Source organism: Micromonospora sp. NBC_01796, assembly GCF_035917455.1.
GTDB lineage: Bacteria > Actinomycetota > Actinomycetes > Mycobacteriales > Micromonosporaceae > Micromonospora_G.
This window is the reverse complement of record NZ_CP109078.1, coordinates 3872926-3898199: the sequence shown is the minus strand read 5'-3', so window position 1 is coordinate 3898199 and position 25274 is coordinate 3872926. Positions and strand designations below refer to the sequence as shown.

General features: G+C 70.0%; 22 protein-coding genes. 13 read left to right on the top strand and 9 right to left on the bottom strand.

The genetic code is table 11. The annotated features are described in order from the left end of the window. Window positions 1-51: 51 nt before the first annotated feature. Genes OIE47_RS18010 through OIE47_RS17995 form a run of 4 tightly spaced genes read right to left on the bottom strand, consistent with a single transcriptional unit; the run spans window position 52 to window position 4111 of the window. The gene (locus tag OIE47_RS18010) at window positions 52-1047 is read right to left on the bottom strand and encodes an ABC transporter permease (protein ID WP_326562636.1); all 996 of its coding nucleotides are present in this window, start codon (window positions 1045-1047) and stop codon (window positions 52-54) included. 12 nt (window positions 1048-1059) lie between these two features. Next, window positions 1060-2073: an ABC transporter permease gene (locus tag OIE47_RS18005; protein WP_326562635.1), complete on the bottom strand. Its 1014-nt coding sequence runs from the start codon at window positions 2071-2073 to the stop codon at window positions 1060-1062. Beyond that, the gene (locus OIE47_RS18000; RefSeq protein WP_326562634.1) at window positions 2070-3050 is read right to left on the bottom strand and encodes an ABC transporter ATP-binding protein; all 981 of its coding nucleotides are present in this window, start codon (window positions 3048-3050) and stop codon (window positions 2070-2072) included. Before OIE47_RS18000 ends, OIE47_RS18005 begins: the two co-directional genes overlap by 4 nt. Next, entirely contained in the window at window positions 3047-4111 is a 1065-nt protein-coding gene (locus OIE47_RS17995; RefSeq protein WP_326562633.1) for an ABC transporter ATP-binding protein, read from the bottom strand. The genes OIE47_RS18000 and OIE47_RS17995 overlap by 4 nt, the downstream gene beginning before the upstream one ends. A 473-nt stretch (window positions 4112-4584) precedes the next feature. Between OIE47_RS17995 and OIE47_RS17990 the strand changes: the two genes are divergently transcribed. The 6 genes from OIE47_RS17990 to OIE47_RS17965 all read left to right on the top strand — a co-directional run bounded on the left by OIE47_RS17990 (window position 4585) and on the right by OIE47_RS17965 (window position 12140). Beyond that, window positions 4585-5139, top strand: coding sequence for a Uma2 family endonuclease (locus OIE47_RS17990; RefSeq protein ID WP_326562632.1), 555 nt, complete (start codon window positions 4585-4587; stop codon window positions 5137-5139). A 26-nt stretch (window positions 5140-5165) separates the two neighbouring features. Beyond that, window positions 5166-6602: a TldD/PmbA family protein gene (locus OIE47_RS17985; RefSeq protein ID WP_326562631.1), complete on the top strand. Its 1437-nt coding sequence runs from the start codon at window positions 5166-5168 to the stop codon at window positions 6600-6602. 49 nt (window positions 6603-6651) lie between these two features. Then, entirely contained in the window at window positions 6652-8040 is a 1389-nt protein-coding gene (locus tag OIE47_RS17980) for a TldD/PmbA family protein (RefSeq protein WP_326562630.1), read from the top strand. A gap of 288 nt (window positions 8041-8328) precedes the next feature. After that, window positions 8329-9135 (top strand): hypothetical protein, encoded by an 807-nt coding sequence (locus OIE47_RS17975; RefSeq protein ID WP_326562629.1) that lies wholly within the window; start codon window positions 8329-8331, stop codon window positions 9133-9135. A gap of 9 nt (window positions 9136-9144) precedes the next feature. After that, window positions 9145-11100 carry a fumarate reductase/succinate dehydrogenase flavoprotein subunit gene (locus OIE47_RS17970; RefSeq protein ID WP_326562628.1) on the top strand — a complete coding sequence of 652 codons (1956 nt, stop codon included), beginning with the start codon at window positions 9145-9147 and terminating at the stop codon, window positions 11098-11100. Next, window positions 11100-12140, top strand: coding sequence for a succinate dehydrogenase/fumarate reductase iron-sulfur subunit (locus tag OIE47_RS17965; protein WP_326562627.1), 1041 nt, complete (start codon window positions 11100-11102; stop codon window positions 12138-12140). Before OIE47_RS17970 ends, OIE47_RS17965 begins: the two co-directional genes overlap by 1 nt. Before the next feature lie 232 nt (window positions 12141-12372). Here the strand turns inward: OIE47_RS17965 and OIE47_RS17960 are convergent, their stop codons facing one another. After that, window positions 12373-12768 carry a (deoxy)nucleoside triphosphate pyrophosphohydrolase gene (locus OIE47_RS17960; RefSeq protein WP_326562626.1) on the bottom strand — a complete coding sequence of 132 codons (396 nt, stop codon included), beginning with the start codon at window positions 12766-12768 and terminating at the stop codon, window positions 12373-12375. A 256-nt stretch (window positions 12769-13024) separates the two neighbouring features. Here OIE47_RS17960 and OIE47_RS17955 point away from each other — a divergent pair, with 256 nt between their 5' ends. After that, complete coding sequence (locus OIE47_RS17955; protein WP_326562625.1) at window positions 13025-13339, top strand: 4a-hydroxytetrahydrobiopterin dehydratase; 315 nt, start codon at window positions 13025-13027, stop codon at window positions 13337-13339. A gap of 17 nt (window positions 13340-13356) precedes the next feature. On the opposite strand, the gene OIE47_RS17950 is transcribed toward OIE47_RS17955, so the two are convergent. Continuing rightward, on the bottom strand, window positions 13357-14550 hold the full coding sequence (locus OIE47_RS17950; protein WP_326562624.1) for an FUSC family protein: 1194 nt from the start codon (window positions 14548-14550) through the stop codon (window positions 13357-13359). A 92-nt stretch (window positions 14551-14642) separates the two neighbouring features. Here OIE47_RS17950 and OIE47_RS17945 point away from each other — a divergent pair, with 92 nt between their 5' ends. After that, window positions 14643-15008 carry a PH domain-containing protein gene (locus tag OIE47_RS17945; protein ID WP_326562623.1) on the top strand — a complete coding sequence of 122 codons (366 nt, stop codon included), beginning with the start codon at window positions 14643-14645 and terminating at the stop codon, window positions 15006-15008. Between the two features lie 19 nt (window positions 15009-15027). On the opposite strand, the gene OIE47_RS17940 is transcribed toward OIE47_RS17945, so the two are convergent. Together OIE47_RS17940 and OIE47_RS17935 are read right to left on the bottom strand one after the other, a co-directional pair. Beyond that, a complete protein-coding gene (locus OIE47_RS17940; RefSeq protein WP_326562622.1) occupies window positions 15028-16071 on the bottom strand; it encodes a peptidoglycan-binding domain-containing protein in 1044 nt (347 codons plus the stop codon). A 365-nt stretch (window positions 16072-16436) separates the two neighbouring features. After that, complete coding sequence (locus OIE47_RS17935; RefSeq protein ID WP_326562621.1) at window positions 16437-17273, bottom strand: class I SAM-dependent methyltransferase; 837 nt, start codon at window positions 17271-17273, stop codon at window positions 16437-16439. Window positions 17274-17569: 296 nt separating this feature from the next. Here OIE47_RS17935 and OIE47_RS17930 point away from each other — a divergent pair, with 296 nt between their 5' ends. Next, window positions 17570-18151 carry a Uma2 family endonuclease gene (locus OIE47_RS17930; RefSeq protein WP_326562620.1) on the top strand — a complete coding sequence of 194 codons (582 nt, stop codon included), beginning with the start codon at window positions 17570-17572 and terminating at the stop codon, window positions 18149-18151. A 39-nt stretch (window positions 18152-18190) separates the two neighbouring features. Here the strand turns inward: OIE47_RS17930 and ychF are convergent, their stop codons facing one another. Next, on the bottom strand, window positions 18191-19276 hold the full coding sequence (gene ychF / locus OIE47_RS17925; RefSeq protein WP_326562619.1) for a redox-regulated ATPase YchF: 1086 nt from the start codon (window positions 19274-19276) through the stop codon (window positions 18191-18193). Window positions 19277-19382: 106 nt separating this feature from the next. Between ychF and OIE47_RS17920 the strand changes: the two genes are divergently transcribed. Genes OIE47_RS17920 through OIE47_RS17905 form a run of 4 tightly spaced genes read left to right on the top strand, consistent with a single transcriptional unit; the run spans window position 19383 to window position 25165 of the window. Beyond that, entirely contained in the window at window positions 19383-20906 is a 1524-nt protein-coding gene (locus OIE47_RS17920; RefSeq protein ID WP_326562618.1) for a DNA-3-methyladenine glycosylase 2 family protein, read from the top strand. Next, window positions 20903-21415, top strand: coding sequence for a methylated-DNA--[protein]-cysteine S-methyltransferase (locus OIE47_RS17915; protein WP_326562617.1), 513 nt, complete (start codon window positions 20903-20905; stop codon window positions 21413-21415). Before OIE47_RS17920 ends, OIE47_RS17915 begins: the two co-directional genes overlap by 4 nt. Window positions 21416-21452: 37 nt before the next feature. Next, window positions 21453-23261: an ABC transporter ATP-binding protein gene (locus tag OIE47_RS17910; RefSeq protein ID WP_326562616.1), complete on the top strand. Its 1809-nt coding sequence runs from the start codon at window positions 21453-21455 to the stop codon at window positions 23259-23261. A gap of 53 nt (window positions 23262-23314) precedes the next feature. After that, on the top strand, window positions 23315-25165 hold the full coding sequence (locus OIE47_RS17905; RefSeq protein WP_326563146.1) for an ABC transporter ATP-binding protein: 1851 nt from the start codon (window positions 23315-23317) through the stop codon (window positions 25163-25165). The last annotated feature ends 109 nt before the right edge of the window (window positions 25166-25274 follow it).

Below are 25274 nucleotides of genomic sequence, written 5' to 3'. Positions count from 1 at the left end.
TTTCCTTCGGTTACCGGGCAGCGGGCGGCGGCGCCGACGACGCCGGCCGGGTCAGCCCAGTCGTACTCGCGGGTCGATCACCGCGTAGAGGGCGTCGACCACCACGTTCGCGGCCACGATGAAAACCGCGGCGAGCAGGACGGTGGCCATCACCACCGGCATGTCGAGGTTGATCGCCGCGTTCAGCGACGCCTTGCCCAGGCCGGTGAAGCCGAAGATGGTCTCGGTGATCACCGTGCCGCCGAGGTACGTGCCGAGGTCCAGCCCGGCGATGGTGACGATCGGGGTGATCGCCGCCCGGAGCGCGTGCCGGCCGTACACGGTGGCCTTGGGCAGGCCCTTCGCCCTCGCCGTACGGACGAAGTCCTCGGTGAGCGTCTCCAGCATCTGGGCCCGGGACAGCCGGGCGTACGAGGCCGAGTTGAGGAAGCCCAGCGCCAGCCAGGGCAGGATCATCGCGCTCGCCCAGGCCAACGGGTTCTCGGTGAGCGGCACGTAACGCGGATAGCTCAGCCAACCGGTCTCGTAGACGAAGACGATCAGCAGCAGCGGCCCGAAGAGCAGGATCGGCATGGACGCCCCGACCAGCGAGAAGCCGACCGCCAGCCGGTCGAACACGGTCCCCCGGCGCAGCGCCGAGATCATCCCGACCGAGACCCCGATCAGCAGCCAGACCACCGCCGCCCCGGCGACCAGGCTCAGCGTCACCGGCAGGGTCCGCCCGACGATCCGCGACACCGGTTCGTCGTTGCGGAAGGAGAACCCCAGGCAGGGGCGAGGGCACTCGCGGGCGGCGTCACCCTCGCCGATCGTACGACCGGCGAAGATCCCCTTCATGAAGGCGCCGTACTGCTGCGGCACCGGCACGTCCAGGCCCATCCGGCGCTCGATCATCTCCAGCCGTTCCGGGCTGCACACCTTGCCGTTGCCGCACATCAGCTCGGCCGGATTGTTCGGTACGGCGAAGAAGAGTCCGAACGTCAGCACGCTGACCGCGAACAGCGTGCTCACCGCGAGCAGCAGCTTCCGTACGAAGAAACGGAGCATCGTCGCCGCCCCCTATCGGGTCGACTTCGGGTCCAGCGCATCCCGCAGCGCGTCACCGAAGAGGTTGAAGGAGAGCACGAGCAGGAAGAGCGTGGTGCCGCCGACGATGGTGAAGGTCGGCACCTCCCGGATGAAGTCGACGCTGTCGCTGATCAACCGACCCAGGTCCGGGGTGGGTTCGAGGATCCCGATGCCGAGGAACGACAGCGCGGCCTCGGCGGTGATCAACGCCGGTACGTTCAGCGAGAAGGTGACCAGGATCGGCGCCCACAGGTTCGGCAGCAGTTGCCGGAACAGGATGTGCCCGAGTCCCGCCCCGGCGGCGCGGGCCGCGTCGACGAACTCCCGCTCCCGCAGCGACAGCACCTGTCCCCGGACCAGCCGGGCGGTGTAGGTCCAGTTGAACAGGACGAAGATGGCGATCAGCAGCATCGGCCGGAACCAGGACGCCTCGGCGTCGCGTACGCCGTAGAACTGGTTGACCGCGACCGGGATGAACGCGAAGCAGAAGATGAAGAACGGGAACGCCATGGTCAGGTCGATGAACCAGGTCAGCACGGCGTCGATCCGCCCGCCCAGGTAACCGGCGACCACTCCGACCAGGATGCCGAGCCCGATGGTGAGCAGGGCCGCGGTGAACGCCACCAGCAGCGACGTACGCAGCCCGTAGACGAGCTGGATGAACACGTCCCGCCCCAGGTTGGGCTGGATGCCGAGCCAGTGGTCGGCGTCCACCCCGGCGTACCCGAGCGGGAACCCGTTGCGGTCCAGCCGTTCCGGGAACCGCTCCAGCGGGCCCTTGCCGTACAGCCGCTCGACCAGCGGCGCGGCGAGGGCCAGCAGGATGAAAAAGAGCAGTGCCCCGCCGCTGGCCAGGCCGACCCGGTCGCGGCGCAGCCGCAGCCAGGCGAGCTGTCCCGGCGACCGGCCGACGAACCCCCCGCCACCGGCCGGTACGGCACCCGGCTCCAGCCCGCCTGCGCCGTCGACCACCGCCGCCTGCGCGACCACCTGTTGCTCGCTCATGCCAGGTCCCCCTTCTCCGGGAAGTGGCAGGCGGTGAGCTGCCGACCGCCGTCGCGCGAAACGAGTTCGGGTTCGGTCGAGGCGCAGATCTCCTGCGCCTTCCAGCACCGGGTCCGGAACCGGCACCCGGACGGCGGATCCAACGGCGTCGGTACGTCACCGGTGAGCCGGATCCGCCCGGTCGGGCCCAGCCGGGTGACGTCCGGGATGGCCGAGAGCAGAGCCCGGGTGTACGGATGCTGTGGCCGGGCGTAGATGTCGGCCCGGTCGCCCACCTCGACGATCTTGCCGAGGTACATCACCGCCACCCGCTGGCAGAAGTGCCGGACCACGGCGAGGTCGTGGGCGATGAAGACAAAACCGAGGTCCAGTTCGCGCTGCAACTGCCGGAGCAGGTTGATCACCTGCGCCTGGATCGACACGTCCAGCGCGGAGACCGGCTCGTCGGCGACGATCAGCTTCGGTTGCAGGGCCAGCGCCCGCGCGATCCCGATCCGCTGTCGTTGCCCGCCGGAGAACTCGTGCGGGTAGCGGTTGTAGTGCTCCGGGTTCAGCCCGACCAGTTCCAGCAGTTCGCGTACCCGCGCCCGGACGCCGCCGGCCGGCTTGATCCCGTTGACCTGCAACGGCATCGCCACGATCCGGCCGACCGTGTGTCGCGGGTTCAGCGAGGCGAACGGGTCCTGGAAGATGATCTGGAGGTCCTGGCGGAGCGGGCGCAGCTCACCACGTCGGGCGTGGGTGATGTCCCGCCCCTCGAAGGTGATCCGTCCCCCGCTCGGTTCGAGCAGCCGGACCAGCATCCGACCGGTGGTGGTCTTGCCGCACCCGGACTCACCGACCAGGCCGAGCGTCTCGCCGGCGCGTACCTCGAAGTCGACGCCGTCGACCGCACGGACCAGCGCCGGGGAGCGCCAGCCGCCGCGTACCGGGAAGTGTTTGACGAGTCCCTCGACCCGCAGCAACGGCTCGGTCATCGGTCGGCCCCCGCTGCGGCGATCTCCTCGGCGTAGAGCCGTTTGCGTTCGGGCTCGGCCAGGTGGCAGGCGACCAGGTGGCCGCGTTCCTGCACCTGCCGCAGTTCCGGGACGTCGGTGCGGGACCGGTCGCCGTTGCGGTCGGCGTACCGGCACCGGGGGTGGAACGCGCAGCCCGGCGGCAGGTTGATCAGACTCGGCGGATTGCCACCGATCGGCACCAGGTCCGCGTCCGGCGCACCGCGCAACGACGGCACGCTTGCCAGCAGACCCCAGGTGTACGGATGCTGCGGCCGGCGGAGCACCTGCTCGACGCTGCCGTGCTCGACCGCCCGTCCGCCGTACATCACCAGGACCTCGTGTGCCACCTGGCTGACCACCCCGAGGTCGTGCGTGATCAGGATGATCGCGGAGTTGAACTCGGCCTGGAGATCGGCCAGCAGGTCGAGAATCTGGGCCTGCACGGTGACGTCGAGGGCGGTGGTGGGTTCGTCGGCGATCAGCAGGTCCGGGTCATTGACCAGCGCCATCGCGATCATCGCCCGTTGACGCATGCCGCCGGAGAACTCGTGTGGATACTGGTCGATCCGCTTGTCCGGCTGTGGAATACCGACCCGGTCCAGCAGATCGATCGACCGCTGGCGGGCCTGCCGCCGACTCGCGTCCGGATGGTGGATCCGGTACGCCTCACCGATCTGCCGCCCGACCGAATAGTACGGATGGAGTGCGGACAGCGGATCCTGGAAGATCATTGCCATGTCCCGCCCGCGCAGCCGGCGGATCTCCTCCTCCGGTCGGCCGACGATGTCCCGCCCACCCACCCGGATCTCGCCGCTGACCCGAGTCCGCCTCGGGTCGTGCAACCCGAGTACGGCCAGGCTGGTCACGCTCTTGCCGGAGCCCGACTCGCCGACGATGCCGAGCGTACGACCACGGTCGACGGTGAACGAGACGCCGTCCACGGCACGCACCGAACCGTCCGGGGTATCGAAGCGCACCTTGAGGTCATCGACCCGCAGGTATGGACCGTCGTCCACCCGCTGACGCGGTAATCCGGGCATGCTCCTCGACCGCCTTTCTCCACTCCCGTCGGAACTGGATCTCCGTTCGTCACAGCCGGTGAGCCCGGTGCGTGTCGCCGGAAAACGCCTACGACGGGGGTAGAGGGCGAAACTAAGCTACAAAATCGGGCGTGTCAGCCGGCAAACAGTAACGACTCCGCATCGAGGACGGTCTCAGCCCACTGTCCTGATTCCACCGCGATTGAACCGTTAACATAACTGGCTGACGCGTTGACAACCCCCGACCGAACCGGCCACCGGACAACCCGTAAACCGGATCGCGCAACCCCCGACGACTCCGCCCCACCCGCTCCCACCGCGCCCCGCAAGATCTGATCGACCATTACCGTGCGTGACCCATAGCCGCCGAATCCTCGCGGCTTCGCGGACCTCGTAAATCGTGCGTCTGTGCGAGACTGAGCAGCGGAAAGTCGCCATGCGACGCTGTTCGCCGGGAAAAGTCGGAGGTGACCATGACCTCGGCGCTGTTCGGGCACGCCGGGCCGTGGACCGAAGCGGAGTACCTGGCGCTCGGCGAAACTCCGGAACGCGTGGAACTGTTCGACGGGAGCCTTTACGTGACCCCGGCACCCACCCCCCGCCACCAGCACCTCTCGCGGCGGCTGGCAGGCGCCCTCGACCCGGGCGCGGAGACTGTCGGCCTGCACGTGCTGGAGGCGGTGAACGTCCGGCTCCGACCGGGCCGGATGCCCATCCCGGACCTGGTCATCACCGGAGAGATCGACTTCGACCAGCCGGTCGTCGAGGCCGCCGACGTACACCTGGTCTGCGAGATCATCTCGCCGAGCAACGCGTCCGCCGACAAGGTGCTGAAGATGCACTACTACGCCGCCGCCGGCATCCCCTGGTACCTCCTGGTCGAGCAGGACACCGGGGCACTGCACCTCTACCGACTCCAGGGCAGCCACTACGTCGAGCAGTCGGTGACCAAGCCCGGCGACACCCTGCACCTCACCGAACCGGTGACCGCCGAGATCAACCCGACCGCCCTGCTGCCCCGCCGCTGAGCGGCGATCTCGTTTAGGGTCGGGTCATGACCCACTTCGACGTGGCCACGGCCGCGGTGCAGGCAGCGCTGGACGCGGGCGCGCGCTACGCCGACGCGCGGGTGATGCACCGGCGCTACGAGTCGATGTCCGCCCGCAACGGCGAGATCGAGGAACTGTCCCAGGACGAGGACGCCGGCATCGGCGTACGGGCGCTGGTCGGCTCGAGTTGGGGCTTCTTCGCCGTACCCGATCTCTCCGACGCCGCCGCCCGGACGGCCGGCACCCGCGCCGCGCGGATCGCCAAGGCCAGTGCCCGCGTGCCCGGTCCCGCCGTCGACCTGGTCCCGACCGGCGGGCAGAGCGGATCCTGGGCCTCGGCCTGCGCGGTCGACCCGCTGTCGGTCGCCCTGTCCGACAAGGGCGACCTGCTGGTGCACGCGACCAAGATCTCGCACGAGAACGGTGCCGACGTCGCCGAGGGGCTCTACCAGATCTGGGACACCAGCAAGTGGTTCGTCTCCAGCGAGGGACACCGGATCGACCAGCACGTACGCGAGTGCGGGGCGGGCATCTCCGCCACCGTGATCGGCGACGGGGAGACCCAGCGCCGCTCCTACCCCAGCTACCGCGGCCAGTACGGCACCAGCGGGTGGGAGCTGGTCGACTCGCTCGACCTCGGCGCGCACGCGGCCCGGATCGCCCAGGAGGCCCGCGAGCTGCTCACCGCACCGATGTGCCCCTCCGGCGAGACCACCCTGATCCTCGGCGGCGAGCAGCTCGCGTTGCAGATCCACGAGTCGGTCGGGCACGCCATCGAGCTGGACCGGATCCTCGGCTGGGAGGCCGCCTTCGCCGGCACCTCCTGGCTCGACCTCACCCAGCTCGGTCAGCTCCGGTACGGCTCCGAGCTGATGAACATCACCATCGACCCGACCATCCCCGGCGCACTGGGCAGCTTCGGTTTCGACGACGAGGGCACCCCGGCGACCAAACGCGACGCGGTCCGCGAGGGCCGCTGGGTGGGCGTCCTGGCCGGACGCGACTCGGCCGCCGTCGCCGGGCTCGACTACGCCGGCAGCGTGCGCTCCGACGGCTGGTCGCGGCTGCCGATGGTACGGATGACGAACGTCGGCCTGGAGCCGGGACCGCACACCCTCGACGAGATCATCGACGCCACCGACGACGGCATCCTGATGGACATCAACCGGTCCTGGTCGATCGACGACAAGCGGCTCAACTTCCAGTTCGGCTGCGAGGTCGGGTGGGAGATCAAGAACGGTCGGCGGGGTCGGATGCTGCGCAACCCCACGTACACCGGGATCGGGCCGCAGTTCTGGCGCTCGATGGACATGCTCTCCGGCGAGACGGTCGCCTGGGGCACCCCCAACTGTGGAAAGGGCCAGCCCGGCCAGGTCGGGCACACCGGCCACCCGGCCGCACCGGCCCGCTTCACCAACGTCCGGGTGGGGGTACGCGGATGACCGGCACGGCAACCATGGCGGTACGCGACAAGCGAAGGGAACTGTCTCGATGAGCCGGGAACTCGATCTCGCCGGTCGGGTGGTGGAACTGGTCCGGGAGATCGCCGGCCCGGACGCCGAAGCGGAAGCCGCCGTCACGTACACCGACCGGGCGTTGACCCGGTTCGCGAACTCGTCCATCCACCAGAACGTGGCCGACGAGACCACCGGCCTGCGGCTGCGGCTGCACGTCGACGGTCGGACCGCCGCCGGCTCCAGCACCGTCGTCACCGACGAGGGACTGCGCGGCCTGGTCGAGCGGACCGTCGCCGCCGCCCGGCTCTGCCCGCCCGACCAGGCGTGGCCGGGGCTGACCCAGACGTCGCCGGTGGCCGGACCGGGCAACTGGGACGAGGCGACCGCGAACGCGTCCCCGGACGACCGGGCCGATCGGGTACGGGCGTTCGTCGAGGCGGCCGGCGGGCTGGAGACGGCCGGCTACTGCCGTACGGTGAACTGGGCCGGCGCGTTCGCGAACAGCGCCGGGCAGGCGGTGACCGGCCGGTCGGCCGAGGCCGCGATGGACGGGGTGGCCCGCACCGGGGGCATCGACGGGGTGGCCCGGCGCAACACCGGCCGGCTCTCCGATCTGGACGGGGCGGTGCTCGGCGCGCGGGCGGCGGCCAAGGCACGCGCCGCGGCGGCACCGGTCGAACTCGCACCGGGGCGCTACGAGGTGGTACTCGAACCGACCGCGGTGGTCGACATCCTGCAGAACTTCGCCCTCTTCGGCTTCAACGGCAAGGCGTACAACGAGCGGCGGTCCTTCGCCGAACCGGGCGCGGCGCAGTTCGACCCGGCGATCACGCTGGTCGACGACGCGCTCGGCACGCTCGGCCTGCCGTTCGACGCCGAGGGCACGCCCAAGCGCCGGATCGCGCTGGTCGAGCAGGGCGTCACCCGTACGGTCGCGCACGACCGCCGGACCGCGGCCGAGGCGGGCGCGACCTCGACCGGGCACGCGATCGCCGGTGGCGCGTCCTTCGGCGCGGTACCGACCAACCTGCGACTGCTGCCGGACGGCTCGGCCGGGGACGGCACCGCGCCGACCGAGGTCGACGGGCCGGTCGTCGACTCCGACACCGCCGCCCTGATCGCCGGTGTACGACGTGGACTCCTGGTCACCGACTTCTGGTACACCCGGGTCCTGGACCCGAAGTCCCTGGTCATCACCGGTCTTACCCGCAACGGGGTGTGGCTGGTCGAGGATGGCCAGGTGACCACGGCGGTGCAGAACTTCCGCTTCACCCAGTCGTACCCGCAGGCCCTCGCCCCCGGCTCGGTCCTCGGCATCGGCCGGTACGCGTCACTGCTGCCGGACAGTTGGGACGCGTCCTGGTGGTCGGCACCGGCGCTGCGACTCGCCTCGTGGAACTTCACCGGCGGTGCCTCCGGCTGATCACCGGCGTCATCCGCGCTCACGATCATGAGTGAAGTTCTGCACAACCACGCCCGGAATAGGGGCTGGGGCTTTCGTAACCGGTAGGACACACGCGAGACTCCCTTGCGCATCGTACGCCCGGCGTGCGGCGTAACGTGTACGCCGAACTGCGCCGGAAGGCATAGGTCCTGGTGTACTACGCGCGGGTGGCGCGGCTGTGGGTTTGCATCGCTGCCTCCGTGCACCCCCGCCGGAAGACCATCCGTGCCCGTCAGCCAGACAGGGCCCTGTCAGGGAGACATAGGAATGACTACGACGGCAACGAGGCCGAGGGGTGCGCGACCGCGCGCCGCCATTGCGGCGAGGACGTTGCGTACCGACCGTTGGTGGCTCGCGCCGCTGATCACGGTCATCGGGCTCGGCGCCTGGGTCACCTACGCCACGGTCCGGGTGTTCATGCACGACTTCTACTGGGTCGAGGATTATCACTATCTGACCCCGTTCTACTCGCCCTGCGTGACCCAGACCTGTGTCCCCGAGGCCGCGCACTTCGGCCGGATCCTGCCGGGCTGGTGGATCATCCCGGACGCCGCGCTGACCCTGCCGTTCCTGCTGCTCTTCCGGCTCACCTGCTACTACTACCGCAAGGCCTACTACCGGGCCTTCTGGCTCTCCCCGCCGGCCTGCGCCGTCCCGGACGGACACAAGACCTACAGTGGCGAGACGCGCTTCCCGCTCATTTTCCAGAACGCGCACCGGTACGCGTTCTACGCCGCCGGGATCATCTCGCTGATCAACACCTGGGACGCCGTTCTCGCCTTCCGCAGCCCCGAGGGCTTCGGCTTCGGGCTGGGCAACGTGATCCTGTGGATCAACGTGATCGCGCTGTGGGCGTACACGCTTTCCTGCCACTCCTGCCGGCACATCGCCGGTGGCCGGCTGAAGCACTTCTCCAAGCACCCGGTGCGCTACCGCTTCTGGACCTTCGTGTCCAAACTCAACACCCGACACATGCAACTCGCCTGGATCACGCTGGGCACGCTGGCGTTCACCGACTTCTACATCATGGCGCTGTCCGCCGACTGGTTCGGCGACCTGCGGTTCATCAACTGAGGGCCTGACATGACTACGCGAATCGAACGGCACCACTACGATGTCGTCGTGATCGGGGCCGGCGGCGCCGGCCTGCGGGCGGCGATCGAGGCCCGGATGGCCGGCAAGCGCACCGCGATCATCTCCAAGTCGCTGTTCGGCAAGGCCCACACGGTGATGGCCGAGGGCGGCGCGGCGGCGGCCATGGGGAACGTGAACAGCCGGGACAACTGGCAGGTCCACTTCCGGGACACCATGCGCGGCGGCAAGTTCCTGAACAACTTCCGGATGGCCGAGCTGCACGCGAAGGAGTCGCCGCAGCGGATCTGGGAGCTGGAGACGTACGGTGCGCTCTTCGACCGCACCAAGGACGGCAAGATCTCGCAGCGCAACTTCGGTGGCCACGAGTACCCGCGCCTGGCGCACGTCGGTGACCGGACCGGGCTGGAACTGATCCGTACCCTGCAGCAGAAGATCGTCTCGCTGCAGCAGGAGGACAAGCGGGAGTTCGGCGACTACGACGCCCGGATCAAGGTGTTCGCCGAGACCACCATCACCGAGCTGCTGCTCGACTCGTCCGGCCCGGACGGCCCCCGGGTCGCCGGGGCGTTCGGCTACTACCGGGAGTCCGGCGAGTTCGTCCTGTTCGAGGCGCCGTCCGTGGTCCTCGCCACCGGCGGGGTCGGCAAGTCGTACAAGGTCACCTCGAACTCCTGGGAGTACACCGGGGACGGGCACGCGCTGGCCCTGCGCGCCGGCGCCACCCTGATCAACATGGAGTTCCTCCAGTTCCACCCGACCGGCATGGTCTGGCCGCCGTCGGTGAAGGGCATCCTGGTCACCGAGTCGGTCCGGGGTGACGGCGGCGTCCTGAAGAACTCCGACGGCAAGCGGTTCATGTTCGACTACGTCCCCGACGTCTTCCGCAAGCAGTACGCGGAGACCGAGGAGGAGGCGGACCGCTGGTACTCCGACCCGGACAACAACCGGCGCCCGCCCGAGCTGCTCCCCCGCGACGAGGTCGCCCGCGCGATCAACAGCGAGGTGAAGGCGGGGCGCGGCACCCCGGCCGGTGGCGTCTACCTGGACATCGCCAGCCGGCTGCCGGCCGAGGAGGTCAAGCGGCGACTTCCGTCGATGTACCACCAGTTCAAGGAGCTGGCCGACGTCGACATCACCAAGCAGCCGATGGAGGTCGGTCCGACCTGCCACTACGTGATGGGCGGGGTCGAGGTCGACCCGGACACCGCGGCGGCACACGGTCACATCCACGGGCTGTTCGCCGCCGGTGAGGTCTCCGGCGGGATGCACGGCTCCAACCGGCTCGGCGGCAACTCGCTGTCCGACCTGCTGGTCTTCGGCCGGCGCGCGGGCGGCCACGCCGCCTCGTACGCCGACGGGCTGACCTCGCGCCCGAAGGTGTCGGCGACCGACGTCGCGGCCTCGGTGGACCGGGCCCTGGCTCCGCTGGAGCGGCCGGACGGCGAGAACCCGTACAAGCTGCAGCAGGACCTCCAGGCGGTGATGGGCGACCTGGTCGGCATCATCCGGCGCAAGGGCGAGCTGGAGGACGCCCTGGTCCGCCTGGCCGACCTGCGGGAGCGGGTGGCGAAGGTGGGTGCGACCGGGGGCCGGCGGTACAACCCGGGCTGGCACCTGGCGCTCGACCTGCGCAACATGCTGATCGTCTCGGAGTGCACCGCGAAGGCGGCGCTGGAGCGCGAGGAGTCGCGCGGCGGGCACACCCGGGAGGACTTCCCGAAGATGGCGCCGGACTGGCGCATGGTCAACCTGGTCTGCTCGCTCGACGGCGACAAGGTACGGCTGGAGCACAAGCCCCTGCCGAAGATGCGGGCGGAGCTGATCCAGCTCTTCGACCGCACCGAGCTGTCCAAGTACCTGACCGAAGACGAGCTGGCCGACTTCGATGCCCTCAGCGAGGGCGTACGCACCGGCGGCGTGCACGCTGAGGAGGCGGGCAAGTAATGGGCACCAAGCGCCACTTCAAGGTCTGGCGGGGCGACGAGACCGGCGGCGACCTGCAGGACTACCAGATCGAGGTGAACGAGGGCGAGGTTGTCCTCGACGTCATCCACCGACTCCAGGCCACCGAGGCGCCCGACCTGGCCTGCCGCTGGAACTGCAAGGCCGGCAAGTGCGGCTCCTGCTCGATGGAGATCAACGGCATGCCCCGGCTGGGCTGCATGACCCGGATGTCGACCTTCGAGGAGACCGACACGGTCACGGTCACCCCGCTGCGTACGTTCCCGGTGATCCGGGACCTGGTCACGGACGTCTCGTTCAACTACGAGAAGGCCCGTGAGACGCCCGCGTTCGCCCCGCCGACGGACGTCGCCCCCGGCGACTACCGGATGAAGCAGGTCGACGTCGAGCGGTCGCAGGAGTTCCGCAAGTGCATCGAGTGCTTCCTGTGCCAGAACACCTGCCACGTGGTACGTGACCACGAGGAGAACAAGGTCGCGTTCTCCGGCCCGCGTTACTTCATCCGGGCCGCCGAGCTGGACATGCACCCGCTGGACACCAAGACCGACCGCAAGGAGTACGCCCAGGCGTCCCAGGGCCTCGGCTACTGCAACATCACCAAGTGCTGCTCGGAGGTTTGCCCCGAGCACATCAAGATCACAGACAACGCGATCATCCCGATGAAGGAACGCGTGGTCGATCGCAGGTACGATCCTCTTGTGTGGCTTGGTAGCAAGATATTCCGACGGGGTCAGACGGACGGCAACGAGAGCGGTGCACGCACCGATCCGGCCGTCCCCGAGGCGCATTCCCACGGGGGCGCGTCCGGTGACGTGGCAGCCGAGGAGCAGGGGCAGCGCGGGGTGAACTGGCACCGGCAGGTGCCACACCCGACCACCCCCATGGTGGACGAGCGGGGCAAGATGCCGCTCAGCGAGTTCACCTTCGACCGGCCGGCCGCGCCGTCGCCCTTCGGTGACGACGTGAGCTTCCCGTTGCCGGCCGACCACCTGAACTACGCGCACCCGGACCAGAAGGACTGATTCGGCGCATTCAGCCGTACGTCAACGAGGGATCGGCGGTTGTCCGCCGATCCCTCGTCGTATTCCGGTCACAACACCCATTGGGGCATGACAGCCCCTTCCAGGCCCTTCTGGTACGACACCCCGCTCATCCGCCGATCAACGCATTCCCCGGTGCATTTCTCCACGACTGACGGATACCGTCCAGGACCACTCCCGCCCGGTACGCGGTCGCCGACGTGCTTCCGTACCGCTAGTCGGTGGCGGTCAGCAGTGGGCGGAGGGCGTCCACGATCGGCTCGTCCGCGGGCAGCCAGGGCACCTGGTCGAGCTCGTCGGCAGCGAGCCACCGCAGCTCGGCGTGCTCGAGGCGTTGCGGCTGGTCCCCGCCGAGGAGCCGGGCCCGGTAGATCCGGAGAACCGCCCGGCCGTGGGCGAGCGGGACGTCCGTACCGACCCGGTCGCCGACCTCGATCCGTACGGCCAGTTCCTCGACACACTCCCGGACCAGCGCGGCGACCTCGGTTTCACCGGGTTCGACTTTCCCGCCGGGAAACTCCCATTTTCCAGCTACCTCCGGCGGTTTCGCCCGAGCACAGCCGAGTACGCGTCCGCCCTCGATGATGGCGGCCCCGACAATAACCCTCATTCTTCGCGTTGCGTGATCAGATGAATCGCTGCTGTAACCGCCACTGTCGTCCCCACTCGCCCGTTCGGTCTGCACGGGCATCAACGGTGCCAGATCAATCGGCGGTTCGGGTGCCTTGGGTAGACCGTAGGGCAAAAGAACACGGAACTGTGGACGTGGACACACCAGCCGGCCGGCGACAGACTAGGGGGCACCGACTAGGACACGGGATAGCGACGATTTGGCCACAAGCCGGCAACGACGCTTGGGAGGCATCGTGAAGCGTGCGCTCTGGCGCAATCGATCCCAGCGTGACTACCTGACAGACGCGCTCACCCTACTGCCCGGCTGGCTTCGCGAGGGGCGCCAACTCAAGCGCACCCTCATTCTCGACGACACCCAGCACGCGGCGCTGACCGAACGTATCAAGATCGTGGCAGACGCGGTGCACATCCGCCCCGAGATCCGCCGACTCGACGGCCACACCCAGATCAAGATCGGTGCGCCCGACGAGGACACGATCACCGAGAACGTGGTCACCCTCGCCGCCCGGATCGAGGACGTCTACCGCGGCGTCACCAGCAGCGACTGACCCCGCCGGGCGTCCCCTCACGACCCGACGGCGGACTCGGCCGCCTGGTGGATCAACCGGTTGGCATCGTCGTTGTCGATCCCGGTCGCCCGCAACAGGTCGGTGGCCGCGGATCTGACCTGGGCCACGACCGCCGCGCCCGACAGCTCGACCCCGTCCTCGTACGCGAGGGTGGCCTCGTGGACCGCACGGAGCACCCGTCTGCGCGCCTCCTCCGGAACCCGGCCGTGACGGAACTCGTCGTGCAGCATGAGCACCGCCTCGGAGAGCCGGTCGACCGCGATCGGCAGACCCGCCGGCAGTGGCTCGTTGTCCTCGATCAGTCCGACCGCACGCCGGGCCAGGCCGCGACTGCTCCACACCGCGTGGTCCATGTGCTCGGCCCCCTGGGCGAACAGCGCCAGCGTCTGCCGCCGGTGCCATCGTGCGGGCGAGAGCTGGACCACCTCCTTCGCCCCCTCCACCGCCGTCTTCAGGTTCTCCAGATCCGACTCGATCGCCCCGAGCCCCTCCACCGCCTGACCGAGCCGGGCCTCGTTCCGGTCGCTCAGTGCCTGCGCGGTCACCTTCAACTGCCGGGCCAACTCCTCGATCGGATAGCTGGCCGCCCGCTGCACCACCCGACGCGGATTCAGCGGCAGGAGCAGGAGGACGACCACCAACCCCACCCCGCCACCGATCAGGGCGTCCACGAACCGTGGGTACTCGAGCTCGCCCACCTCGGGGGAGAGGGCCGCGATCAGCACCGCCGTACCGCCCGCCTGTGCCACCAGCACGCCCCGGCCACTGAGCAGGAGCGCGCCGATCACGGCGAGCCCGACGATCACCCCCAACTGCCATGGACCGTTGCCGGCGAGCAGCATCAACAGGTCGCCGAACCCGATGCCCACGGCTACCCCGAGGATCAGCGCGATGGTCCGGGGCAGGCGCTGACCCACGGACGAGGCGATCGTGCCCACCGCGGCCGCGGGCGCGAACACCGGTTGCGGGGTGTTCAGGACCTCGTGCGCTATGCCCCAGGCGAGCGCCGCCGCGACACCGGCCTGGACCGCGACCATGATGTTGATCTCGAGCTGACGGAACCGGTCGCGCAGTTTGGTCCTGCTCGCCTCCGCCCAGCCGGCAAGGATCCCGTCGATGCGTTTCGTGATCGAGTCGGCCGGCAGCGCGGGAGCGCGCTGACGGACGGAGCCGATCCGGACCGAGATCACGGCGGGGGTTACCCGCTCCGCCCGAGCTGAACCATCACCACGGGCAACGGCGGGGCGGGGCCGGGTGGCGGGCCGCTCCTACCCTCGGCCGTATGGCAAACAACGTCACGTACGACCGGCGCGAGCAGTTCCAGCAGATCCAGAGCGGGCTGCTCGACGGTGAGCAGATCATCGCGGTCTACGACGCGATCGGCACCGGCACCGGCTTCATCGGCCTGACCAACCGCCGGGTGATCATCCAGGACAAGTCGTTCGTCGGCAAGAAGTTCGCCATCACCAGCATCCCGTACTCGAAGATCACGAGTGTGAGCGTGGTGAGCAACAAGTCCTGGGGCGGGTCCTTCTTCTCCACCGGCGCGATCGCCATCCACGTCGGTACGCACACGTACGAGGTCGAGTTCCGCGGTGACCAGAAGAGCCACCACGTACACAACGTGATCCTCCAGTACATCTCCTGAGATCCCCGGAGCGGCCGGCTCAGATCGGGGCGGCACACTTCCAGTGCCGGAAGTCCCCGGTACGGCTCCACACGGTCCGGGCCGCCTGCACGTTCCACCGCAGGTCCAGCGCCACCCGGGGCTCGACCCCGAGCGCGATCAGCTCCCGGTCGGAGAACTGGAAGAGCCCCCACCGCCGCGACCCGTCCGGAGCACCCTGGATCCAGTACGGGTCAAGCTGTGACAGGCAGGTGGCAAGCTGCACCGCGCTGGCCGGATCCTCCGGGAACGCCTCCCGCAGAGTCCGCTTGATCTCGCTCCTCGGCCAGGAGGGGGCGTTGATCGGCTCGGCGTACAGGGCGCGTTTCACCCGCTCGTCCACGATCGCCGTCGACGGCAGCCCGGACATGACCTGGAACGCCATCACCCGGGTTCCGGTGTACGGCCCGAACCAGCCATCCGCCGGCAGGCCGAAGCCGTGGGCCTGCAACCGCTCCTGCAACTCCTGTACGCAGCGACTGTTCGCCCCCATCTCCAGAGCGGCCGGGCAGGAACCCGACAGCAGCAGCGGAACCTCCGTACGCCGGGCGTTGGCGGACGGCCCGACCGCCACCACAAAAACAGCCGCCAGGGCGGTGAGCAGCACACACGTCATGAGGATCGCCGCCCGCCGACCACGCAGCCGCCAGCGCCGCCTCCCAAGCTCCGGCGGGGTCGAGGCCGGCGGGGTCGAGGCCGCCGAGGGCGAGCCTGTCGAGGGCGGATCCGCCGAGGCGGCCGTTGCCCGCTCGACCTGGCCGACCGCGATCCGTTCCCGGACCGACAGCCAGCACTGCACCTCCCCCGGCTTTCGGCCGCAGGCGGTCAGCAGCGCGACCACCAGATCCTCACGGGGCAGGGTGGCGCGACCGAGCGAGTTCGCCAGCGTGCTCCGTGGCAACCAGTGGCCGGCAGCCGCGGAGCGGCGCTCGATCTCCCGATAGGTCAGTCCGGACTCTTCCCGGATGCCTCGCAGCAGTGCGACGTAGTCGCCGGCCGTGGCCACCGACGCGACGTCGGTCCGGTCGGCGTCGTTGCGCAACACGCGTTCCCCCCGAGGTACTGGTCACCGTCAGACACCCTTCCGCACCAGTACACGTCGATGCCCGGCACCCGCGCAAGCCGGAGCCCCAGCCCGCATACCCCCTCCGGTCGTCCCGGACAGATCGTCCACACCCGTCCTGAGCAGGCCGGACAGCTACCGACATGTCCGGGACAAGGTCAACCCATTCCGGATTCCGACCGAGTTGGTCAAGCTGGTTCCAGTACCGACGAGCGCTGTCGGGGGCGAAGGGCCGGCACCATCCTCCTGGTGCCGGGGGTGTGGTGTCGGGGGGCCGGCACCGGCCGCGAGGGTGATGGTTCCGGCAACTAACGGGGGCGTCGGAACCGTCACCCCGCCCGTACCGGCTAGCGATCCGTCGTACGCCAGACGAACAGTTCACTGTCGGGCACCCGCTGCGCGAACCTGCCGTGGTCCGCCGCCCGATGCAGCAGTCTCCGGAGGTCGTCCTCGAAACGTTCCCGGCGCTCGCCGAAGAGGTGGGGCGCGGAGAAGGAGAGTGAGTAGACCGTGGCGACCACGTCGTCCACCGACCGCTCCAACACGGCGCCGGCCGGCACCCGCAACCGCAGTGGAGCGGCAAAGCCCGCCCGGCTCAGCACGGCCGCCTCGTCGCCGGGTGTCCCGCTGCGCAGCACGCCCTGACCGGCTCGGCGTACCGGTCCCAGGTAGTCGCGTACGAGTTCGGCGATGGCGGCGTACGGGGGCGCCGGGAACGGGAGGTCGGTTGTCGACACCGGCTCCTTGACGTCGCTGAGCTGGACGAAAGCACCGCCCGGTTGAAGCATGCCGCGAATCGTCGTGGCCACCCGGTCACGCGCCATCCAGTGGAAGGACTGCGCGAACATCGCCACCCGGAAGGTGCCGAGACCGGCGGGCAGGTCCTCGGCGCGGGCGCGTACCCATCGGACGTTGCCGATGCCGGCACGCTCGGCACGCCGCCGGGCCTCGGCGAGCATGTCGGTGTCCGGGTCGACCCCCACGGCCTCCTCGAACGAGCCGGCCAGCGGCAGGGTGGCGGTGCCGGGCCCGCAGCCGACGTCGAGCAGCCGCCCGGTGCCGTCGAGCGCCAGCGCGTCGGTCAGCGCGTCGACCACCCCGGGGGCGTACGGCAGCCGGCCCGCCTCGTAGTAGGGCGCACTGCCCCGGAACAGCGTCTCGTCCCACTCCCAGCCGACGGGCATCCGGGCCTCCTCGAATTGCACCTCCGACGGGCACCTGGACTTCAGACCTCGAACCTGAACTCGACGCGACCTGGTTCAATACGACGAGGACTGACGAAAGGGGCCATTCGCGCGTCCATCCCGCCAGCGGCGATGCTCGGCGCTCATCGGAGGGCCCGTCCGCTTGCCGAGCACCCGACTGCTGCGCCGTGCCCAGACGTTGAACCTGAACTCGACCGGATTCCGTCGCCATGCGACACCGGGATGGTCGAGCTCAGCGGGCCGGAGCCGTGACTACCGAATGCTACCGTGACGGCATGACTGCGGTGCCCGAGTGGATGCGGCCGCCTCGCCCCGAGGGGTGGTACGCCGAAGATCTTGACAAACTCGCCGAAGCACCCCGTCATACCGAACTGATCGATGGAGCCCTCGTCTTCATGATGTCTCCCCAGCGGGTCTGGCACGCACGGGTGGTGACCGCGCTGGTGAACAGCATCACTGCCCAGGCACCGCCCGGCGTCGAGGTCGATCGGGAGATCACGATCCGACTCGACAGATGGAATCGTCCCGAGCCCGACCTCTTGGCCGCAGCAGCATCCTACGATCCGTCCCGAACGTTCTACACGCCGGAGGAGACTCTCCTGGTCGTGGAGGTGGTCTCCCCGGAGTCAGCCCACCGCGATCGTACGGTCAAGCTGCGCAAATATGCGGAAGCCGGCATCGCCAACTACTGGCGCATCGAGGAGGAGGATGGATCACCTGTGGTCCACGCCTATGAACTCGACGGGCCCACTCGGTCGTATGTGCCGAGCGCGATTCATCGAAGCGAGCTGCGCACCACGACACCGTTCACGATCACGCTCGATCTGAATGGGCTGCTGCCTGGACGCAAGGGCTGAGCCGGGCGCCGACTCCGTCAGAGTTGAACCGGAACGTCACTACACGTTGAACCTGAACTCGACCACGTCGCCGTCCTGCATGACGTAGTCCTTGCCCTCCAGCCGGACCCGCCCGGCCGCCTTCGCCGCCGCCATCGACCCGGCGGTGACCAGATCCTCGTACGAGACGATCTCGGCCTTGATGAAGCCGCGCTGGAAGTCGGTGTGGATCACCCCGGCCGCCTCGGGCGCGGTCGCCCCGACCGGGATGGTCCAGGCGCGTGCCTCCTTGGGCCCCGCCGTCAGGTACGTCTGGAGCCCGAGCGTACGAAAACCGATCCGGATCAACTGGTCGAGCCCCGGCTCCGACTGCCCGATCGACTCCAGCAGTTCGCGGGCCTCCTCCGCCGGCAGGTCGATCAGCTCCGACTCGACCTTGGCGTCCATGAACACCGCCTCGGCCGGTGCGACCAGCAGGCGCAGCTCGTCAAGGAACTCGGCGTTGCCGAGCTCGGCCTCGTCGACGTTGAAGACGTACAGGAAGGGTTTGGTGGTGAGCAGGTGCAGCTCGCGCAGGTGTTCCACCTCGATCCCGGCGCGGGCGGCGCCGGAGTAGAGGGTCACGCCGGTGTTGAGCAGCTCGGACGCCTTCTTGGCCGCCTCCACCGCCGCCGCCCGGTCCTTGCGCATCCGCGCTTCCTTCTCCAGCCGGGGCAGCGCCTTTTCGAGCGTCTGCAGGTCGGCGAGAATCAGCTCGGTGTTGATCGTCTCGATGTCGTCGGCCGGCGAGACCTTGCCGTCGACGTGCACCACGTTCGGGTCGGAGAAGGCGCGGACCACCTGACAGATCGCTGCCGCCTCGCGGATGTTGGCGAGGAACGCGTTGCCCCGGCCCTGACCCTTGGACGCGCCCCGGACCAGCCCGGCGATGTCGACGAACGTCACCGGCGCGGGGAGGATCTTCTGCGACCCGTGGATCTCGGCGAGCTTGTCCAGCCGCTCGTCCGGCAGCCCGACGACGCCCGTGTTGGGCTCGATCGTCGCGAACGGGTAGTTCGCGGCCAGCACGTCGTTCTTGGTGAGGGCGTTGAAGAGCGTGCTCTTGCCGACGTTGGGCAGGCCGACGATGCCAAGCGAGATAGCCACGACAGACCAGCATACGCAAGGGTCCCGGCACCCCCGCCGGGACGGCCGCACGGTGAGGTCCGAATCCCGCTAGCAGGGGGCGGGATCACGGGGCACGATCGGTGACATGGAGTTGGACTTCGAGCGGTGCTACCGGGCGGTCGACAGCCGTGACCAGCGGTTCGACGGCTGGTTCTACACCGGCGTACGGACCACCGGGATCTACTGCCGGCCGTCCTGCCCCGCCGTCACGCCCAAGCGGGAGAACGTCGACTTCTACCCGTCGGCGGCTGCCGCGCAGCGGGGCGGGCTCCGGGCCTGCCGTCGGTGCCGGCCGGACGCGGCACCCGGCTCACCGGACTGGGACGTCCGCGCCGACGTGGTCGGCCGGGCCATGCGACTGATCGCGGACGGGGTGGTCGACCGGGACGGGGTGCCGGGACTCGCCACCCGGCTCGGTTACACCGAACGGCACCTGCACCGGATGCTCACCGCCCAGGTCGGCGCCGGTCCGCTGGCACTGGCCCGGGCCCAGCGCGCGCAGACCGCCCGGATCCTGATCGAGACGACCGACCTCGGCCTGGCCGAGATCGCGTTCGCCGCCGGTTTCGGCAGCGTACGGCAGTTCAACGACACCATCCGGGAGGTGTACGCGGCCGTACCGTCGCAACTGCGGGCGACCGCCCGGCACCGGCCGTCCGGTACCGGGGCGGGCACGGTCTCGCTGCGGCTCGCGTACCGGGCGCCGCTGCACGTCGACGCGCTGCTCGACTTCTTCGCCCTGCGGGCGCTGCCGGGGGTGGAACGGGTCGGCGACGGGTCGTACACCCGGGCGCTGCGGCTCCCGCACGGTCCGGCCGAGGTGACGCTCACCCCGCTGCCCGGATACGTGGCGGCGACGTTGCGCCTGAGCGACGTACGCGACCTGGCCCCGGCGGTGGCCCGCTGCCGCCGGCTGCTGGACCTGGACGCCGACCCGGAGGCGGTGGACGGCACGCTCGCCGCCGACCCCGCGCTCGCCGCCTCGGTCGCGAAGGAACCCGGCGTACGGGTACCGCGCGCGGTCGACGGCTTCGAGATGGCGGTACGGGCGATCGTCGGCCAGCAGGTCTCCGTCGCCGGTGCCCGAACCGTCCTGACCCGGCTGGTCGACGCCGACCCGGTCGACCGGGAGCAGCAACCCGGACAGACGGAGCAGTCTGAGCCGACGGAGCAGACGGAGCAGACGGAGCAGTCTGAGCCGACGGCGCCCGCCGGAACGGGCGAGCGGGTGCTGCGGGCGTTCCCGTCGGCGACGGACCTGCTGGCACTGCCCGACTCGGCGTTCGCCATGCCGGCGGCCCGCCGGGAGACGATCCGTACGGTGGCCCGAGCGGTCGCCGACGGCAGCCTCGACCTCGATCCGGGCGCGGACCGGGAACAGCTCACCGCCCAACTCACCGGGTTGCCGGGCATCGGCCCATGGACCGCCGCGTACGTCCTGCTGCGCGCGGTCGGCGACCCGGACGCGTTCCTCCCCACCGACCTCGGCGTACGCCACGGCGCGACCGCGCTCGGCCTACCCGACACCCCGGCGGCCCTCGCCGAGCACGCCACCGGATGGCGCCCCTGGCGCTCCTACGCCACGATCCGACTCTGGAGAGCAGCATGAACGAGCTGAACAGCAGCACCCTGGCCACGCCGGCCGGTCCGCTGACCATCCTCACCGGCCCCGACGGGCGGGTACGCGCCGCCGGCTTCACCGCCGACGTCGAGCCGCTGCTGGCGGTCGTACACCCGAGTCTGCGCGCCCCGGTCCGGGCCCGCGCCGACCTGGGTGCGGTGACCGTCGCGGCCCGCTCCTATCTCGACGGTGAGCTGACCGCGATCGACGAGGTGCCAGTCGAGCAGTACACCGGCGGCGAGTTCATGGCCCATGCCTGGCAGACGCTGCGGGAGGTGAAGCCGGGTGAGCCGGTGACGTACACCGGTTTTGCCGAGCTGGCCGGCCGGCCGCTCGCGGTCCGGGCCGCGGCGGCGGCCTGCGCCCGCAACGCCGCCGCGCTCTTCGTCCCCTGCCACCGGGTGCTGCGCACCGACGGCACCCTCGGCGGGTTCCGGTGGGGGCTGGACGTGAAGCGGTGGCTGCTCGGTCATGAGCGCCAGTTGACGGGAAGCTGACCTCCACCGGATCGGCAGTTACCGATACCGTTCAGTAGTGCCTCCGGACAGTGAGAATGACACCACTTCCCGAGCGGGCACCGGTCCGCACCTCCTGCACAACCTCTGGCGCCTGCGACGCTACGTCCGCCCGTACGCCGGACGGCTCGGCTGGCTGCTGATCGCCGCGTTCACGGCCACCGGGGCGAGCATCTCCGTACCGCTGGTCATCCGGGAGGTGGTCGACGGTCCGATCGCGGAGCACGACTCGGACGGCCTGTTCCGGCTCGGCGCCCTGGCCCTGCTGTTCGGGCTGGCCGAGGCCGCGCTGATCTTCGTACGGCGCTGGGTGCAGTCGTCCACCGCCCTCGGCATCGAGTCCGCCATCCGCGACGACATCTACGCCCACCTGCAACAACTACACGTGGGTTTCCACGACCGGTGGCAGTCGGGCCAGCTCCTCTCCCGGATCACCACCGACCTCTCGGTAATCCGCCGGTTCCTCTCCTTCGGACTGCTCTTCCTGATCGTCAACACCGTCACCTACCTCGCCGTGGTGGTGCTCCTGACCCATCTCTACTGGCCCCTCGGGCTGCTGGTCGCGGCGAGCGCGGTGCCGTTGTTCGTCGTCAGCCGCCGGTTCACCCGGTCCTACCTGGCCGCCTCCCGGCAGATGCAGGACGAGCAGGGTGATCTGGCCACCCTGGTCGAGGAGTCGACCCAGGGACTGCGCACGATCAAGTCATTCGGGCGGCAACCGGAGATGGCGCGGCGGTTCGCCGTACGGGCCCGGCAGTTGCACGACACCGCGACCGGCAAGGGCCGGCTGCTCGCCCGTTCGTCGGCCGAGTTCGACCTGGTGCCGAACCTGACCCTGGCGGTGGTCCTGGTCGCCGGGACGGTCGCGGTGGCACGGAACGCGTTGACCATCGGTGAACTGGTCGCCTTCGTCACCCTGCAACTGATGCTGATCTGGCCGATCGAGTCCCTCGGCTGGATCATCGCCAACGGGCAGGAGGCGATCACCGCCGCCGACCGGATCCACGAGGTGCTCGACACCGAGCCGACCATCGTGGACCGCCCGCACGCGGTCGCCCTGCACCCGCCGATGGTCCGCGGCCGGCTCCGGTTCGAACAGGTGGCCTTCGGTTACCCGGGGGTCGCCCGACCGGTGCTCCGGGACGTCACCCTGGAGGTCGAACCGGGCGAGACGATGGCGATCGTCGGCGCGACCGGCTCCGGCAAGACCACCCTGCTGTCCCTCGTACCGAGGCTCTACGACGTCACCTCGGGGCGGGTCACCCTGGACGGGCGGGACATCCGCGACATCCGGCTCACCGGGCTGCGCCGGGTCGTCGGAGTGGCCTTCGAGGAACCGACGCTGTTCTCCATGTCGGTCTGGGAGAACCTCACCCTGGGCCGGCCCGACGCCACCGAGGACGAGGTCCGCGACGCGCTCGCCGTGGTCCAGGCCGATTTTGTGTACGACCTGCCGTGGGGCCTCGCCACCCGGGTCGGCGAGCAGGGGCTCTCCCTCTCCGGCGGGCAGCGGCAACGGATCGCCCTGGCCCGCGCGATACTCGGCCAACCGGGGGTACTGGTGCTCGACGATCCGCTCTCCGCGCTCGACGTACACACCGAGGCGCTGGTGGAGGCGGCGCTGGCCCGGATGCTGCGGGACACCACCGCACTGCTGGTGGTGCACCGACCGTCGACCGTCGCCCTCGCCGACCGGGTGGCGTTGCTCGCCGACGGCCGGATCGTCGCCGTCGGCACCCACTCGGAACTGCTCGCCACCGTGCCGGACTACCGGGCGGTCCTCTCCGCCGCCGGGGAACCCGACGACTCCGGCCTGATCCGCTCGTGACCACCACGGTGCCGGAGGGCGGCCGAGACCGTCAGGCAACCGCCGCCGGGTCGATCGCGGACCCGGACGGTGGGCGTACCGGTTGGCGGGGCATCGCGACCGACCCGGACGCCGAGCGGACCGTCGCCGAGCAGAGCGGCTCCCTTGCGCTCGCCCGGCTCCGGTCCCGCAGCCGGGCGTTGCTCGGCTCCCTGCTCCGGCCGCACCGTCGGCTGATCGGGGCGGCGGTGCTGCTGCTCCTGCTCCAGAACGCCGCCGGGATGGCCGGCCCGTACCTGGTGATGCTCGGCATCGACCGGGCCATCGAGCCGCTGCGCGAGGGTGACCCGCGGATCCTCATCGCGGTCGGGATCGCGTTCGCCGCCGCCACGGCCGGCGAGTACGTGGGCAAGCGCGGCTTCCTCACCCTCTCCTCGCGGATCGGCCAGGCCGTCCTGATCGACCTGCGCCAGCGGGTGTACGCCCACTTCCTGCGCCTGTCGGTCGGCTTCCACGAGCGGTACACCTCGGGAAGGGTGATCGCCCGGCTGACCAGCGACATGGACTCGATCGCGGAACTGGTCGACGGCGGCATCGACGATCTGGTGCTGGCCGGGTTGTCCATCGTCTCGGTCGCCGGCATCCTGCTCTGGCTCGACGCCCCGCTCGCGGCGGTGACCCTGCTCGCCTTCCCGTTCCTGCTGTTGATCTCCCGGTGGTTCGCCCGCGCGTCCGGACTCGCCTACCGCCGTACGCGGGAGGCGGTCGCCCTGGTGATCGTGCACTTCGTGGAGTCGCTGGGCGGGATCCGGGCGGTCCAGGCGTTCCGCCGCGAGCCCCGCAACCAGCACATCTTCGCCGAGGTCAACGACGAGTACCGGCGGGCGAACCTGCGCGCCTTCCGGCTCATCGCCACCTACTCCCCGGGCATCACGGTGATCGGGAACGTGACCGTGGCGGTGGGACTCACGTACGGCGGGTGGCGGGTGATGGGCGGGCATGCCGAGATCGGCGTACTGGCGGCGTTCCTGCTCTACCTGCGCCGGTTCTTCGAGCCGATGCAGGAGCTGAGCCAGTTCTACAACGCGCTCCAGTCGGCCACCGCCGCGCTGGAGAAGCTGTCCGGGGTGCTCGACGAGAAACCGGGCGTACCCGAACCGGAAACCCCGGCGGCGCTGCCTGCCACCGGCGGCGGCGCGATCGAGTTCCGCGGGGTGACGTTCGGCTACCGGGACGGAACCCCGGTCCTGCCGGAGCTGACCCTGCGGATTCCGGCGGGGCAGATCGTGGCGCTGGTCGGTGCGACCGGGGCGGGCAAGTCCACCGTGGCCAAGCTGGTCGCCCGCTTCTACGACCCGACCGGCGGTACGGTCAGCCTGGACGGGGTCGACCTGCGCCAGATCGACGACGACCGGTTGCGCCGGGCAGTGGTGATGGTGACCCAGGAGAACCACCTGTTCGCCGGCTCGATCGCCGACAACATCCGGTTCGGCCGTCCCGGCGCCGCCCGGCGGGACGTCGAGGCGGCGGCACGGGCGATCGGCGCGCACGACTTCATCACCGCCCTGCCCGACGGCTACGACACCGACGTGCACCGGCGCGGCGGGCGGCTCTCCGCCGGGCAGCGCCAACTCGTCGCGTTCGCCCGAGCCTTCCTCGCCGACCCGACCGTGCTGATCCTGGACGAGGCGACCTCGTCGCTGGACGTACCGAGCGAACGGCTGGTGCAGCGGGCGCTGCGGACCATCCTGCGGGGGCGGACCGCGCTGGTGATCGCGCACCGGCTCTCCACCGTCGAGATCGCCGACCGGGTGCTGGTGGTCGACGCCGGCCGGATCGTCGAGGACGGCCCGCCGGCCGGACTGGTCCGGACCGGCGGCCGGTACGCGGTACTGCACCGCCAGTGGCGCGACTCCCTCGTCTGAACCCGGCTCCTCCCAACCCGGTGGGCCACCGGCCCGGTGGTTACCTCCGGTGACCGACCACCGTCCCGGATGTCGGTATTGGCGGCCACGATCCGGTCCGCCGGCTCGG

Excerpts from the sequence above, each read along its gene's own strand:
- OIE47_RS18010 (WP_326562636.1), bottom strand. The coding sequence starts at position 1,047 with ATGCTCCGTTTCTTCGTACGGAAGCTGCTGCTCGCGGTGAGCACGCTG.
- OIE47_RS18005 (WP_326562635.1), bottom strand. The coding sequence starts at position 2,073 with ATGAGCGAGCAACAGGTGGTCGCGCAGGCGGCGGTGGTCGACGGCGCA.
- OIE47_RS18000 (WP_326562634.1), bottom strand. The coding sequence starts at position 3,050 with ATGACCGAGCCGTTGCTGCGGGTCGAGGGACTCGTCAAACACTTCCCG.
- OIE47_RS17995 (WP_326562633.1), bottom strand. The coding sequence starts at position 4,111 with ATGCCCGGATTACCGCGTCAGCGGGTGGACGACGGTCCATACCTGCGG.
- OIE47_RS17990 (WP_326562632.1), top strand. The coding sequence starts at position 4,585 with ATGACCTCGGCGCTGTTCGGGCACGCCGGGCCGTGGACCGAAGCGGAG.
- OIE47_RS17985 (WP_326562631.1), top strand. The coding sequence starts at position 5,166 with ATGACCCACTTCGACGTGGCCACGGCCGCGGTGCAGGCAGCGCTGGAC.
- OIE47_RS17980 (WP_326562630.1), top strand. The coding sequence starts at position 6,652 with ATGAGCCGGGAACTCGATCTCGCCGGTCGGGTGGTGGAACTGGTCCGG.
- OIE47_RS17975 (WP_326562629.1), top strand. The coding sequence starts at position 8,329 with ATGACTACGACGGCAACGAGGCCGAGGGGTGCGCGACCGCGCGCCGCC.
- OIE47_RS17970 (WP_326562628.1), top strand. The coding sequence starts at position 9,145 with ATGACTACGCGAATCGAACGGCACCACTACGATGTCGTCGTGATCGGG.
- OIE47_RS17965 (WP_326562627.1), top strand. The coding sequence starts at position 11,100 with ATGGGCACCAAGCGCCACTTCAAGGTCTGGCGGGGCGACGAGACCGGC.
- OIE47_RS17960 (WP_326562626.1), bottom strand. The coding sequence starts at position 12,768 with ATGAGGGTTATTGTCGGGGCCGCCATCATCGAGGGCGGACGCGTACTC.
- OIE47_RS17945 (WP_326562623.1), top strand. The coding sequence starts at position 14,643 with ATGGCAAACAACGTCACGTACGACCGGCGCGAGCAGTTCCAGCAGATC.
- OIE47_RS17935 (WP_326562621.1), bottom strand. The coding sequence starts at position 17,273 with ATGCCCGTCGGCTGGGAGTGGGACGAGACGCTGTTCCGGGGCAGTGCG.
- OIE47_RS17930 (WP_326562620.1), top strand. The coding sequence starts at position 17,570 with ATGACTGCGGTGCCCGAGTGGATGCGGCCGCCTCGCCCCGAGGGGTGG.
- OIE47_RS17920 (WP_326562618.1), top strand. The coding sequence starts at position 19,383 with ATGGAGTTGGACTTCGAGCGGTGCTACCGGGCGGTCGACAGCCGTGAC.
- OIE47_RS17915 (WP_326562617.1), top strand. The coding sequence starts at position 20,903 with ATGAACGAGCTGAACAGCAGCACCCTGGCCACGCCGGCCGGTCCGCTG.